The sequence below is a fragment of the Pseudoxanthomonas sp. CF385 genome (assembly GCF_900104255.1).
GTDB lineage: Bacteria > Pseudomonadota > Gammaproteobacteria > Xanthomonadales > Xanthomonadaceae > Pseudoxanthomonas_A.
On the sequence record NZ_FNKZ01000001.1, the window covers coordinates 1,713,289 to 1,726,963 of the forward strand.

The 13,675-nt window shown below is 68.5% G+C and carries 13 protein-coding genes; 11 read left to right on the top strand and 2 right to left on the bottom strand.

The window, feature by feature from the left end:
* Positions 1–4 precede the first annotated feature (4 nt).
* Positions 5–2,068 (bottom strand): 3-hydroxyacyl-CoA dehydrogenase NAD-binding domain-containing protein, encoded by a 2,064-nt coding sequence (locus tag BLT45_RS07960; RefSeq protein ID WP_093297187.1) that lies wholly within the window; start codon positions 2,066–2,068, stop codon positions 5–7.
* A 239-nt stretch (positions 2,069–2,307) separates the two neighbouring features.
* Here BLT45_RS07960 and rpoE point away from each other — a divergent pair, with 239 nt between their 5' ends.
* The 9 genes from rpoE to recO all read left to right on the top strand — a co-directional run bounded on the left by rpoE (position 2,308) and on the right by recO (position 11,019).
* Positions 2,308–2,928 carry an RNA polymerase sigma factor RpoE gene (gene rpoE / locus BLT45_RS07965; RefSeq protein WP_093297189.1) on the top strand — a complete coding sequence of 207 codons (621 nt, stop codon included), beginning with the start codon at positions 2,308–2,310 and terminating at the stop codon, positions 2,926–2,928.
* A complete protein-coding gene (locus tag BLT45_RS07970) occupies positions 2,925–3,827 on the top strand; it encodes a sigma-E factor negative regulatory protein (protein ID WP_093297192.1) in 903 nt (300 codons plus the stop codon). The genes rpoE and BLT45_RS07970 overlap by 4 nt, the downstream gene beginning before the upstream one ends.
* Positions 3,828–3,896: 69 nt before the next feature.
* Positions 3,897–5,393 (top strand): DegQ family serine endoprotease, encoded by a 1,497-nt coding sequence (locus BLT45_RS07975; RefSeq protein ID WP_093297194.1) that lies wholly within the window; start codon positions 3,897–3,899, stop codon positions 5,391–5,393.
* A gap of 156 nt (positions 5,394–5,549) precedes the next feature.
* Positions 5,550–7,343 carry a translation elongation factor 4 gene (gene lepA / locus BLT45_RS07980; RefSeq protein WP_175455760.1) on the top strand — a complete coding sequence of 598 codons (1,794 nt, stop codon included), beginning with the start codon at positions 5,550–5,552 and terminating at the stop codon, positions 7,341–7,343.
* A gap of 93 nt (positions 7,344–7,436) precedes the next feature.
* A complete protein-coding gene (gene lepB, locus BLT45_RS07985) occupies positions 7,437–8,237 on the top strand; it encodes a signal peptidase I (RefSeq protein ID WP_093297200.1) in 801 nt (266 codons plus the stop codon).
* A 34-nt stretch (positions 8,238–8,271) separates the two neighbouring features.
* Positions 8,272–8,649: a DUF4845 domain-containing protein gene (locus BLT45_RS07990; RefSeq protein ID WP_093297203.1), complete on the top strand. Its 378-nt coding sequence runs from the start codon at positions 8,272–8,274 to the stop codon at positions 8,647–8,649.
* 4 nt (positions 8,650–8,653) lie between these two features.
* Positions 8,654–9,316 carry a ribonuclease III gene (gene rnc, locus BLT45_RS07995; protein ID WP_093297206.1) on the top strand — a complete coding sequence of 221 codons (663 nt, stop codon included), beginning with the start codon at positions 8,654–8,656 and terminating at the stop codon, positions 9,314–9,316.
* A 10-nt stretch (positions 9,317–9,326) separates the two neighbouring features.
* A complete protein-coding gene (era, locus tag BLT45_RS08000) occupies positions 9,327–10,265 on the top strand; it encodes a GTPase Era (RefSeq protein ID WP_093297209.1) in 939 nt (312 codons plus the stop codon).
* 7 nt (positions 10,266–10,272) lie between these two features.
* Complete coding sequence (gene recO / locus BLT45_RS08005; RefSeq protein WP_093297212.1) at positions 10,273–11,019, top strand: DNA repair protein RecO; 747 nt, start codon at positions 10,273–10,275, stop codon at positions 11,017–11,019.
* Here the strand turns inward: recO and BLT45_RS08010 are convergent.
* A complete protein-coding gene (locus BLT45_RS08010; protein ID WP_175455761.1) occupies positions 11,016–11,708 on the bottom strand; it encodes a response regulator transcription factor in 693 nt (230 codons plus the stop codon). The two genes, recO and BLT45_RS08010, sit on opposite strands and share 4 nt — an antisense overlap.
* A gap of 99 nt (positions 11,709–11,807) precedes the next feature.
* Between BLT45_RS08010 and rlmD the strand changes: the two genes are divergently transcribed.
* Together rlmD and BLT45_RS08020 are read left to right on the top strand one after the other, a co-directional pair.
* Positions 11,808–13,151: a 23S rRNA (uracil(1939)-C(5))-methyltransferase RlmD gene (gene rlmD / locus BLT45_RS08015; protein ID WP_093297217.1), complete on the top strand. Its 1,344-nt coding sequence runs from the start codon at positions 11,808–11,810 to the stop codon at positions 13,149–13,151.
* Positions 13,151–13,669, top strand: coding sequence for a CYTH domain-containing protein (locus BLT45_RS08020; protein ID WP_093297220.1), 519 nt, complete (start codon positions 13,151–13,153; stop codon positions 13,667–13,669). The genes rlmD and BLT45_RS08020 overlap by 1 nt, the downstream gene beginning before the upstream one ends.
* Positions 13,670–13,675: the final 6 nt, after the last annotated feature.

Below are 13,675 nucleotides of genomic sequence, written 5' to 3' on the forward strand. Positions count from 1 at the left end.
GTGATCAGACCGTGGGCGTACGCAGTGTCGGGTTGTCCCAGCCCGGGCGCGGTGCGAAGCGATCGCCGTGGCGCGCCTGCAGCGCCTTGAGCGTCTCCAGCAGTGCGTCGGGACCGACGGCCTTGACGTGTTCGATCGGGCCGCCGCGGAACGGGGCAAAGCCGGTGCCGAAGATTACGCCGGCGTCGAGCAGGTCTGCATCGGCGACCACGCCATCGTGCAGGCAGGCGACCGCTTCGTTGAGCAGCGGCAGGATCAGGCGGTCTTCCAGATCGTCCGGCGCCTTGTAGTCGGACGGCACCTGCGGCTTCACCGGCTTGCCGTTCTCCCACTTGTACAGGCCCTGGCCATCCTTCTTGCCGCGCTTGCCCGGTTCCACCGTCGCCAGTGCCGCGGGCAACTGCAGGCCGAGGAACGGCGAGAGCTCCGCGCCGACGCCCTGGGCCACGTCCAGGCCGACGGTGTCGATCAGTTCGATCGGGCCCATCGGCATGCCGAACTTCACAGCGGCCTTGTCGATGACCGGGCCGGGGATGCCTTCGGCGTAAGCGGTGGCGGCTTCCAGCATGTACGGGAACAGCACGCGGTTGACCAGGAAGCCCGGCGTGCCGGCGACCGGCACCGGGAACTTGTCCAGCGCCTTGCAGAACGCGGCCAGGCGGCGGACGTTGGCCTCGTCGAGTGCGTCGTGCTGCACGATCTCCACCAGCGGCATCAGTGCCACCGGGTTGAAGTAGTGCAGACCGGCGAACTGCGCCGGGCGCTGGATGTGCTCGCGCAGTTCGGTCAGCGGAATGGACGAGGTGTTGGTGGTCAGCAGCGCGTCGGCCTTCAGGCGCGGCTCGACGGTCTGGTAAAGATCGCGCTTGGCCTCGGGATTTTCGATGATGGCTTCGATCACCAGGTCGGCCTGCGGCACGCCGTCGCCGGCCAGGTCGCCCTTCAGGCGCGCGGCCACGGCGGGGCGCTTGCTCTCGTCCTTCACCTTCTTCGCGAACAGCTCCTGCGCACGCGCGAGGGCGCCGTCGATGAAGCGCTGCTCACGGTCCTGCAGGGTGACGTTGAAGCCCTTGTAGGCGGACCACGCGGCGATGTCGCCGCCCATCACGCCGGCACCGACGACATGCACGTTCGCGATGCCATGGTCCTTTCCGCCGAGGCCTTTCAGGCGTTCGGTGAGGAAGAAGATGCGGATCAGGTTGCGCGCCGTCGGCGTGCCTGCCAGCTTCACCACCGCCTTGCGCTCGGCATCCAGGCGCGCCTGGATGCCCTTGCCGCCGGCGGTCTTCCACACGTTGATCAGCGCGTACGGCGCGGGGTAGTGCGCCTTGGGCGCCTTGCGAGCGACCTGCTTGAGCATCTGCGGCGCCAGCAACTGGCGGGCCAGCCAGCTGTTGCTGATCCAGCCGGTGAAGCGCTGCTTGAACGCGCGTTGCGGGCGCGAGGCGATCAGCGCGACGGCGGCGTCGATCAGCACGGCCGGTTCGGCGATCTTGTCGACCAGGCCCATCGCCTTGGCCGAACTCGCCGACAGCGTGCGGCCGGTGAGCATCATGTCCATTGCCTTCGGCGCGCCCACCAGGCGCGGCAGGCGCGCGCTGCCGCCCCAGCCGGGGAAGATGCCGAGCTTCACTTCGGGCAGGCCGATACGGGTGGACGGATCGCTGCTGGCCACGCGGTAGTCGCAGGCCAGCGAGATCTCGGTGCCGCCGCCCATGCAGAAGCCGTGGATCGCCGAGACCGTGGGGCAGGGCAGTTCGGCCAGTTTCTGGAACACGGCCTGGCCGCGGCGGATCGCGTCGTTGACGGTGCCCTTGCGGTCGAACTCCTGGAATTCCTTCAGGTCCGCGCCGGCGATGAAGCCCGACGCCTTCGCCGAGCGCAACACCACGCCCTTGGGCGGATCGATGGCCAGGCGTTCGATGATGTCGGCCAGTTCGATCAGCACGTCCTGCGAGAACGCATTGACGCTGGCGCCCTGACGGTCGAAGCCCAGCACCACGATGCCGTCCTCGCGCAGCTCGGTCTGCCAGTGACTGAATCGCAGCCCATCGAAGTTCGCGGCCATGCTGGGACCATCCGTTGACGTATGGATAAGGCCGCTATCATCCCGAGGTTGTTTCACCCGCGTCAAATCCACATATCCGTTGGAACGTCGTCACGGGCGTGACCGGCGGCAGGGGGATGTTCCTGCCGCCTTGGTTAAATTCTTGATAGGGCAACGGTTTGGACAAGGCGTTGAACTTTCCCCCGCTAGCGCGGTCACAGGGCACGGCCACCGCCGAGCCGACAGGAGTGCGGCCCGGCATGGCCGAAACAGATCCAACCCAGGAGCTGGACCTCGAGCTGGTCAGACGCGTGCAACGCGGCGACAGCGCGGCCTTCGACCTGCTGGTGCGCAAGTACCAGCATCGCGTGGTGGCGCTGATCGGGCGGTACGTCCATGACTGGAGCGAGTGCCAGGACGTGGCCCAGGAGACGTTCCTGCGCGCTTACCGCGCGCTGGGCAATTTCCGGGGCGATTCCCAGTTCTATACGTGGCTGCACCGCATCGCCGTGAATACCGCCAAGAACCACCTGGTCGCGCACAACCGCCGTCCCCCCACGGACGACGTGGATGCCGCCGACGCCGAGCAGTACGACATCGGCGCCCGGCTGCGCGACACCGACACGCCCGAGCGCGAACTCATGCGCCAGGAACTGGAGGCGACGGTGATGAAGGCGGTCGACGCGCTGCCGGAAGAACTGCGCACCGCCATCACCCTGCGCGAGGTGGAAGGGCTGAGTTACGAGGAGATCGCGCAGAAGATGGATTGCCCGATCGGGACGGTGCGCTCGCGCATCTTCCGGGCGCGCGAAGCCATCGACGAACAAATGCGTCCCCTGCTGGACACCGACAGTGCAACCCGGGAGCGTGCCCGCCCATGACTGCCCGCAACGAGATTCCGACCATCGACAAGCTCGACATCCATCATCGCCAGCAGCTCTCCGCCCTGATGGACGGCGAACTGGTGGCCGACGAGGCGCGCTTCCTGCTGCGTCGCCTGCAGCACGACCAGGACCTGGCCGGCTGCTGGGAGCGCTGGCAGCTCTGCGGCGACGTCCTGCGCGGCCAGGGCCGTGCGCCGGCCCCGACCGGGTTCGCCGAGCGCGTCGCGAAGGCGGTCGCCGCCGAATCCGTGGCGGCCCCGGCCGCCGCGCACGCGGCTACCGGCCGGCCACGCAACCTGCTGGCCCGCTGGGGCGGAGGTGCATTGGCGGCGTCCGTCGCGTTGGTCGCGCTGTTCATGGCCCGCCAGCAGGGGCCGCAGCCGGCCCCGGCAGGTGAAGACACCCAGGTCGCGTCGGCCCAGGCCGCACCGACCGTCGCCCCCGCCCAGAACCCCGCGGCACCGGCGCCGGACGCCGAGGCCTATGCCGCGGCCGCCGTCGTGGCGGCCGCCAGCCTGCCGCGGCGCCAGGACAACGCGACCCGTCGCAGCGCCACCCGCAACCAGCAGGCCGCCCGGTCCGCCCAGCGCGTAGCGCGTGCCGAAGCGCCTGTCCGCGCCACCGGCACGCTGCCCGTCACGGGCGGCGCCACGAACGCGCTGGCCACCGCGCCGCTGCATGCGTCGACCAATCCGTTCTCCCATCCGTCGCAGGACGCCTCCGCCGTGCCGGCACGGCCCTGGCCACGCTCCGCGCTGTCGGCCTATCCGTCGGCCACCGGCGCGCTGACGACCGGTTACAGCAGCGAATCCGCGGGCCGCACCTTCTATCCGTTCGAGCCGCGCCCGCAGCAGACCCCGCCGGTCGAGTTGCCCACGGACGCGCCGCGCGAGTAAGTCCCCCAGGCGCCGGCCGTCGCCGGCGCCTCTCCCCATGTTCCTTCTCCCTATCGAGGCTTGCGTTCGATGACTCCCCACGCCCGTCATGGTCTGTTGACCCTGCTGATGCTGACCACGCCGCTGGCCGCCTGCGCGCAGCAGGCCGAGGCGCCCGCGCCGGTCGCGGCCGCTGCGCCGGCCGTCGCCCAGTCCGCCGCACCGCAACTGGTGACCGGCCTGCCGGACTTCACCCAGCTCGTCGAGCAGGTGGGCCCGGGCGTGGTGAACGTGGAGGCCAAGATCGGCTCGCGTGCCAGCGCGCAGGGCGAGGAAGGCGACATCCCGGAGATCTTCCGTCGCATGCTGCCGCCGGAATTCCAGATGCCCGGTCCGGGCCAGGGGCCGCAACGCCGCGGCGGTACCTCGATCGGCTCGGGCTTCATCATTTCGGCCGACGGCTACGTGCTGACCAACCATCACGTGGTGGACGGCGCCGATGAAGTGAAGGTCACCCTGCCGGACCGCCGCGAGCTGACCGCCAAGGTGGTGGGCAGCGACCAGCAGTACGACGTGGCCCTGTTGAAGGTGGAGGCCAAGGGTCTGCCGACCGTGCGCATCGGCAATTCCGCTGCGCTGAAGCCCGGCCAGTGGGTCGTGGCGATCGGGTCGCCGCTGGGCCTGGATCACTCGGTCACGGCCGGCATCGTCAGCGCGGTCGGCCGTAGCGCCTCGCCGGAGCAGCGTTACGTGCCCTTCATCCAGACCGACGTGGCGATCAACCAAGGCAATTCGGGCGGTCCCCTGCTCAATACCCGCGGCGAAGTGGTCGGCATCAACTCGCAGATCTTCTCGGTGTCCGGCGGCTACATGGGCATCAGCTTCGCGATCCCGATCGACCTGGCGATGAGCGCGGTGGAGCAGCTGAAGAGCAGCGGCAAGGTCAGTCGCGGGCAGTTGGGCGTCCAGGTCGGCGCAGTGACGGCCGACGCGGTGAAGGGATTCGGCTTGCCGGACAATCGCGGCGCGCTGGTGAACGAGGTGCTGACCAGCAGCCCTGCGGCGAAGGCAGGCCTGAGCCCCGGCGACGTGATCCGCTCGGTGAATGGTCGTCCCGTCAACGATTCCAGCGACCTGCCGCCGCTCATCGGCGCGATGGCGCCGGGTTCGAAGGTCACGCTGGGCCTGTTGCGCGACGGCAAGGCGCGCGACATCACGGTGACCCTGAGTGAGCTCGATGAGGGTACCGCGGCCCGGGATTCGCTGCCGACGGCGCCGGAGCGCGACGCGACGCCTGCGGGGCGCAACCCGCTCGGCATCCAGACCCAGAGCCTGGATGCCAACAGCCGCAAACAGCTGGGTGTGGAGTCGGGCGGGGTGCTGATCAGTCGTGTGGAGGGTGCCGCCGCCCGTGAAGCCGGTCTGGCGCCGGGCATGGTCGTCCTGCAGGTAGGGCGTACCAAGGTGGACAGCCCGGCCGCGCTGGACCGCGAACTCGCCTCCGCCAAGGCCGGCGATACGGTCATGCTGCTGGTCCGTGTCCGCGGCGTAACCCGCTTCTTCGCTGTCACGGTGGAAAAGGGCTGAGCGTCGGCCCCCCGGATCCTCTGGCTCCGGAACGCCTCGCGCCCGCGGGGCGTTCGCATTCCGGGGCCCCGCGCGGCCTGGGCCGGCGTCCGTGCGATAATGTCCCGTTATTCCTGACGACGGCACAGGCCGCCGCCCCTCATGTCTTCTGATTCCATGCGGAATATCCGCAACTTCTCGATCATCGCGCACGTCGACCACGGCAAATCCACCCTGGCCGACCGCATCATCCAGCTCTGCGGCGGCCTCGAGGCCCGCGAGATGGAAGCGCAGGTGCTCGACTCCAATCCCATCGAGCGCGAGCGCGGCATCACCATCAAAGCCCAGTCCGTGTCCCTGCCGTACAAGGCCAAGGACGGGCAGGTCTACCAGCTCAACTTCATCGATACCCCCGGCCACGTCGACTTCTCCTATGAAGTCAGCCGCTCGCTGGCCGCCTGCGAGGGCGCGCTGCTGGTGGTGGACGCCGCCCAGGGCGTGGAAGCCCAGTCGGTCGCCAACTGCTACACCGCGGTGGAGCAGGGCCTGGAAGTGGTGCCGGTGCTGAACAAGATCGACCTGCCGACTGCCGACATCGAGAAAGCCAAGGCCGAGATCGAAGCCGTCATCGGCATCGATGCCGACGATGCCGTGCCCGTCAGCGCCAAGACCGGCCTCAACGTCGACCTGGTGCTGGAAGCCATCGTCCAGCGCATCCCGCCGCCGCAGCCGCGCGACACCGACAAGCTGCAAGCGCTGATCATCGACTCGTGGTTCGACAACTACCTGGGCGTGGTCTCGCTGGTGCGCGTGATGCAGGGCGAGATCGGCCCGAAGAGCAAGATCCTGGTGATGTCCACCGGCCGCACCCACGAGGTGGACAAGGTCGGCGTGTTCACCCCCAAGCGCAAGGAGCTGAAGAAGCTCGGTGCGGGCGAGGTGGGCTGGATCACCGCATCGATCAAGGACGTGCATGGTGCGCCGGTCGGCGACACCCTGACGCTGGCGGGCGACCCCGCGCCGGGCCCGCTGCCGGGCTTCCAGGAAATGCAGCCGCGCGTGTTCGCCGGCCTGTTCCCCGTGAACGCCGAGGATTACCCGGCGCTGCGTGAGGCGCTGGAGAAGCTGCGCCTGAACGACGCTGCGCTGCGTTTCGAGCCGGAAAGCTCGGAAGCCATGGGCTTCGGCTTCCGCTGCGGCTTCCTCGGCATGCTCCACATGGAGATCGTGCAGGAGCGCCTGGAGCGCGAGTACGACCTGGACCTGATCACCACGGCACCGACCGTCGTGTATGAAGTCCTCAAGACCGATGGCACGGTACTTACCCTGGACAACCCGGCCAAACTGCCGCAGTCAAACCTGATCGAAGAGGTGCGCGAGCCCATCATCCGCGCCAACATCCTCACCCCCGAGGCGTACATCGGCGCCATCATCAAGCTGTGCGAGGAAAAGCGCGGCGTGCAGATCGGCATCCAGTACCTGGCCAGCCAGGTGCAGATCAGCTACGAGCTGCCGATGGCCGAAGTGGTGCTGGATTTCTTCGACAAGCTGAAGTCGGTCAGCCGCGGCTACGCGTCGCTGGACTACTCGTTCCTGCGCTTCCAGCCCGGCCCGTTCGTGCGCCTGGATACGCTGATCAACGGCGACAAGGTCGACGCGCTCAGCCTGATCGTGCACCGCAGCCACGCCGACCGGCGCGGCCGCGAGCTGTGCGAGAAGATGAAGGAGCTGATCCCGCGGCAGATGTTCGACGTGGCGATCCAGGCCGCGGTCGGCTCGCAGATCATCGCGCGCAGCACGGTCAAGGCGATGCGCAAGAACGTGCTGGCCAAGTGCTATGGTGGCGACATCACCCGCAAGAAGAAGCTCCTCGAGAAGCAGAAAGAGGGCAAGAAGCGGATGAAGCAGGTGGGCCGCGTGGAGATTCCGCAGGAGGCCTTCCTGGCGGTGCTGCAGGTGGACAGCAAGTAACAGGCGACAGCGGCGGACGAGGACGCCGGGCATGCCCGGACGGTCCCGGTCGACCTGCCGTCTTCCGACGAATTCCGTTCCAAGGGAATACAGATGGTCTGGTTTGAAACGATCCTGGTGGTGCTGACGCTGCTGACCGGCGTGGTCTGGCTGGCGGACAAGCTGTTTCTGGCGAAGCGCCGTCGCGCCAAGGGCGGGCTGCTGGACGAGGAGCCGGTGCTGGTCGACTACTCGCGCGCCTTCTTCCCGGTGCTGGCGGTCGTGCTGGTGCTCCGCAGCTTCATCGCCGAGCCGTACAAGATCCCGTCCAGTTCGATGATGCCGAACCTGCTGATCGGCGATTTCATCCTGGTCAACAAGTTCTCCTACGGTCTGCGCCTGCCGATCACCAACCAGAAGTTCCTGGCCCTCGGTGAGCCGGCGCGCGGCGACGTGGTGGTGTTCAAGCCGCCGCACGACCCGGAGAACAACTGGATCAAGCGGGTGATCGGCCTTCCGGGCGACAGGATCGGTTTCCATGGCGACACCGTGTATCTGAACGGCCAGCCGTTGAAGTACCAGACCCTGGGCCCCTACGAGGGCACCGGCGGCACTACCGAGGCGCCGGGCGCGACCTTGCTCCGCGAAGACCTGCCGGGCCGTCCCCATACGATCCTGGAAAGCGTCGGCGTACCGCCCCCCGGCGGCGGCGAGGGCGACTGGATCGTGCCGCCGGGACGCTATTTCGTGATGGGCGACAACCGCGACAACAGCCTGGACGGCCGGTTCTGGGACTACCATTTCCTGCCGGAGGAGAACCTCCGCGGCAAGGCGTTCCTGATCTGGCTGAACTGCGAGGGCTGGGTCTGCAAGAATGGTTTCGATGCCTCGCGCATCGGCAACGGCATCGAGTAGCAACTAACGTCCAACGGGGCATGGGGGAATGGCAATGAAGCGCAACCAAGGTGGCATGACGTTGTTGGGGTTCCTGCTGGTACTGGTGGTGGTGGGCTTTGCGGCCTTCATCGCCATGCGGCTGTTCCCGATGTACCAGGAGTTCTACGCGGTCAAGTCTTCGCTGAAGGGCGTCGCAGGCGAGGCCGGCGTCTCCGACATGGATCCCGCCAAGATCCAGGACCTGTTCTTCCGTCGGCTCTATATCAACTATTCCCAGAGCGTGAAGCCGTCCAACGTCAAGATCGAGCGCATGGATGGCGGATGGCGGATGACCGTCAGCTATGAGGTCCGCCGCGAACTGCTCGGCAATCTCGACGTGGTGGGCAAGTTCAACGCGTCCGAGCCGTTGACGCGTCGAGCGCCGGAATAAGGGTTTGGCGGTTGACCGCATCGGCCATGCTTTCGCCGACCAGGGCCTGCTCGCACAGGCCCTGACGCATCGCAGTGCGGGGGCACCGCACAACGAACGGCTGGAGTTCCTGGGCGACAGCGTCGTCAACCTGCTGGTCGCCGAAGCGCTGTTCCAGCGCTGGCCCAAGGCCGATGAGGGTGCCCTTACACGGGCTCGCGCCGAACTGGTGCGCGAAGCGGCCCTGGCCGTCATCGCCCGCGAGCTGCAGCTGGGCGAGCGGCTGACGATGGGGCCGGGTGAGATGAAATCCGGCGGCCATCGCCGCGATTCCATCCTCGCCGATGCGCTCGAAGCGGTGGTCGCCGCGATCTACCTGGATGCCGGTTTCGAAGGCTGCCGGGCCGTGGTGCTGCCGTGGTTCGAGGCTTCGCTGGCCGCGCTTCCGGTCGGCCGGCCGGAGAAAGACGCGAAGACGCGCCTGCAGGAATGGCTGCAGGGCCGCCAGCGTCCGCTGCCGGTCTATGATCTGGTTTCCGAAAGCGGCGACGACCACGCCAAGGTCTTTCTCGCGCGCTGTACCACGCTGGATCCGCCGTTGATGGCGGAAGGCGAGGGCACCTCGCGCCGCAACGCCGAGCAGGTGGCCGCGGCCGCCCTGCTCGACAAGCTCGACATTTCGAAGTGAGTACACCCCGGTGAGCGATTCCTCTTCCTACCGCAGCGGCAGCGTTGCGGTCATCGGCCGTCCCAACGTCGGCAAATCCACCCTGACCAACGCCCTGGTGGGCGCCAAGGTCAGCATCACGTCCAACCGGCCGCAGACCACACGTCACCGCCTGCTGGGCATCGCGACGTTCGCGGCCGGCAAGGAGCGTCCTGCCGGGCAGATCGTGCTGGTCGACACGCCCGGCCTGCACAAGCAGCAGGGCAAGTTCTCGGCCTCGGCCATGAGCCGGGTGATGAACCGTGCCGCGCGCGGTGCGCTCGAGGAAGTCGATGCGGCCCTGATGGTCGTGGAGGCCGGCCGCTGGGACGATGAGGACACGCTGGCCTACAACGTCCTGCGCGACGCCGGTATCCCGGTCGTTCTGGTGGTCAACAAGGTGGACCGCATCAAGGAGAAGGCGGCGATGCTGCCGTTCCTCGCGGAGGTGGGGCAGGACCGTGAGTTTGCGGCGGTGCATCCGGTGTCCGCGCTGAAGCGCAATGGCCTGGATGCGCTGGTCAAGGACGTGCTGGCCTTGCTGCCGGAACAGCCGCCGATGTTCGGCGAGGACGAAATCACCGACCGCAGCGAGCGTTTCCTCGCGGCCGAGCTGGTGCGCGAACAGCTGATGCGCCAGCTGGGCGCCGAGCTGCCGTACGCCACCACGGTGGAGATCGAACGGTTCACGACCGAAGACTCGCCGAAGGGCGAACTCGCGCGGATCGGCGCGGTGATCTGGGTGGAGCGCGAAAGCCAGAAGGCCATCGTCATCGGCAAGGGCGGCGCCCGGCTGAAGGAGATCGGCAGCAAGTCGCGCCAGCAGATGGAGCACCTGTTCGGCCGCAAGGTCTTCCTCGAGACCTGGGTGCGCGTGCGCGAAGGCTGGTCCGACGACGAGACCGCGCTCAAGGCCTTCGGGTACGAATGACGCGCTGATGCGCATCACCGGCGAGACCGCGTTCGTCCTGCATGCGCGCCCCTGGCGCGAGACCAGCCTGCTGGTCGAGGTGCTGGGCAGCGAACAGGGCCGCATCGGCCTGGTTGCGCGCGGCGTCCAGGGCCCGAAGAAACACGTGTTGCGGGCGGCCTTGCAGCCGCTGCAATGCATCCGCCTGGATGTCGACCTGCGTGGCGAGCTGGGCAGGCTGGTGGCCGCCGAGGCGCTGGATGCCGCGCCGCAACCGGCCGGCGACGCGATGCTCGCCGCGTTCTATCTCAACGAACTGGTGCTGCGCCTGGCGCCGCGGCACGACCCGTTGCCGGCCCTGTTCGAAGCGTATGCGGACGCGCGCGAGGGCCTGCGTCAGCGCGCAGGTCTGGCGTGGACGCTGCGTCGCTTCGAGCGCGAGTTGCTGGAGGCGCTCGGTGTCGGTTTCGCGCTGGACGAGGATGCCGATGGCGAGGCCATCGATCCTGCCGCACGCTACCGGCTCGACCCCGAGCAGGGACCTCGCCGCCTGCTCAGCGACCGTGGCCACGAGGAGCGCGGCCGCGCCGCGACCGGTCGCGCGTTGCTGGCGCTCGCCGGCGATACGCCGCCCTCGGCGGACGATCTCGCCAGCCTGCGTCTGCCGCTGCGCGCCGTGTTGGCGCACCACCTCGGGCCCCGCGGCCTGAAGTCGTGGGAAATGATCGGCGACCTGGGACGGCTCCGACGCGCGCCGGAGCGGCACATCGACTAGTCCTGTCGGTTCGCCAGCAGGCGGTCCGCCGCCGTCGCGAACGCATCGCGCGCCGCCGCATCGCCTGGCGAGGCATGCCAGCGGGAGGCGATGCCGGCCAACGCACGCGCGCCAGCGAAGCCGCAACTCGCCTGCAGGCGATGGAGATGTGCGCGCAATGCGGTTTCGTCACCCTGTTCGAAGCTGGCCAGGCAGGCTGCGCGCGTCGCGGGCAATTCGGAGAGGAACAGCTGGCGCAGCAGCTTCGCGTGATCGCGATGGCCGCCCAATGCGGCGAGCGCCGCTGCATCGTCCCAATCCTCGTCCCCATGGGCGCGTTCGCCGAGCACGGCGCGGATGGCGTCCTGCAGCGCCTGCACGCCCATCGGCTTGAGCAGTACGTCGGCGAAGCCTGCCTGGAGCAGCGCCTTTCGCAGGCTGGGCGTCGCGTCCGCGGTGTGCGCGAGCGCTGGCGTGGCCGCATGGCGCGCACGCAGGTGCTGCAGCAGGACGCTGCCGCTGCCGTCGGGCAGGTTGGCGTCGATCAGCCACAGGTCGAACGGGCCCGCCGCGGCCAGGGCTTGCGCACCGTCGGCGGCCAGCGCGACCTCGGCCGGCAGCGCGGCCAGCGCGACGCGCATGAACTGGGCGCTGATGGGGTCGTCCTCCACCAGTAGCAGGCGGGGCGGGGTGCCGGAAGAAGCGGGCATGGGGGCTTCCTGCAGGGGTGCGGCCATCTTAGCGCCGGCGGGCCGCGCCATCGGCCATGCGACAATGCGGCCCCGCCGACACACGCAGCCTGACGCCACGTGGCACGTTCCCGCTCCCCCCGCATCGACAAGACCCCGTTTGAAGCCCAGATCACCGACCTGACCCACGACGGGCGCGGCGTTGCCCGTCGCGACGGCAAGGCCGTCTTCGTCGCCGGCGCCCTGCCGGGCGAGCGGGTGATGGCCGAACAGACCGCCAAGAACCGCCATTTCGACGAGGCGAAGACGCTCGTGGTCCTGGAAGCCTCCCCGGACCGGGTGGCGCCGCGCTGCCCGCATTTCGGCACCTGCGGTGGCTGCGTGCTGCAGCATCTGGACGAGGAACGCCAGATCGAAGCCAAGCAGCGCGTGCTGCTGGAGAACCTGGAGCGCATCGGCCATGTCACGCCCGGCACGGTGCTGCCGTCGCTGACCGGCGCTGCTTGGGGCTATCGGCGGAAGGGCCGTTTCTCGGTGCGGCGGGTCAACAAGAAGGACAAGACGCTGGTGGGCTTCCGCGAACAGGATCCGCGCTTCGTCGCCGACCTGTCCGAATGCCACACCGTCATCCCCGAGATCGGCGGCAAGGTCGCGGCCTTCGCACAGTTGGTGGAAGGGATGGAGGCGCGCGAGCACATCCCGCAGATCGAGTTCATCGCCGGCGATGCCGCGGCGGACTTCGACGGCGTCGCACTGGTGTTCCGCCACCTGCAGCCGCTCGGCGATGCCGACCGTGAGCGCCTGGTCGCCTTCGGCCAAGCGCACCGCTTCGCGATCTTCCTGCAGCCCGGGGGCGTGGAAAGCGTGCACCCGCTGTGGCCGGAGGCGCCGCAACTGGCGTTCGGTCTGGCGCCGTGGGATGTCTCGCTTGCGTTCCGTCCGCTGGACTTCATCCAGGTCAACGCAGCGCTGAACGAGAAGATGATCGCCCACACGTTCGGCCTGCTGGACCTGCAGCCGGACGACCGCGTGCTCGACCTGTTCTGCGGCCTGGGCAATTTCACCTTGCCGATGGCGCGCGTGGTGCGCGAGGTGGTCGGCGTGGAAGGCGATGCCGGGCTGGTGGCCCGCGCCCGCGAGAACGCGGAACGCAATGCGCTGGCCAACGCGCAGTTCCACGCGGCCGACCTGACCCAGGACCAGCGCAACGCGTCGTGGATGCGGCAGGGCTTCGACAAGCTGCTGCTGGACCCGCCGCGCTCGGGTGCGATCGAGGTGCTGCAGCAACTGCCGCTCAAGCAGTTCGGCCGCATCGTCTACGTCAGCTGCCACCCGGGCTCGCTGGCGCGCGATGCCGGTTACCTGGTGAACGAGCAGGGCTATACGCTGGTATCGGCGGGGGCCATGGACATGTTCCCGCATACCGCGCACGTCGAGTCCATCGCCTTGTTCGAGAAGCGCTGATGGGCATCGAGGTCGAGCGCAAGTTCCTGGTCGCCGGCGACGGTTGGCGCGCGGCCGCGCGCGAGGTCGTGCCGATGGCGCAGGGCTACATCAACGACATGGGCGCGATAGACCGTGGCGAACAGAAGGCCTCGGTGCGCGTGCGCATCCAGGGCGAGGCCGCCTTCCTCAACCTGAAGTCGCGCGAGCTCGGCCACACGCGCCAGGAGTTCGACTATCCGATTCCTGTCGCCGATGCGCGCGCGCTGCTGGCGCTGTGCGTGGGAGGCGTGGTCGACAAGCGACGCCACTATGTGGAACACGAGGGCCACCTGTGGGAGGTCGACGAGTTCCTGGGCGACAACGCCGGGCTGGTGGTGGCGGAGATCGAGCTGGACCACGCCGATGAAGCTTTCGTGAAACCGGCCTGGATCGGCAAGCAGGTCACCGACGCGGCCCGCTATTACAATCTGGCCCTGGCATCGCGCCCGTACTCGGCCTGGTCCGACGACGAACGCACCGCCACCGACCTTCCCTGAGGATCC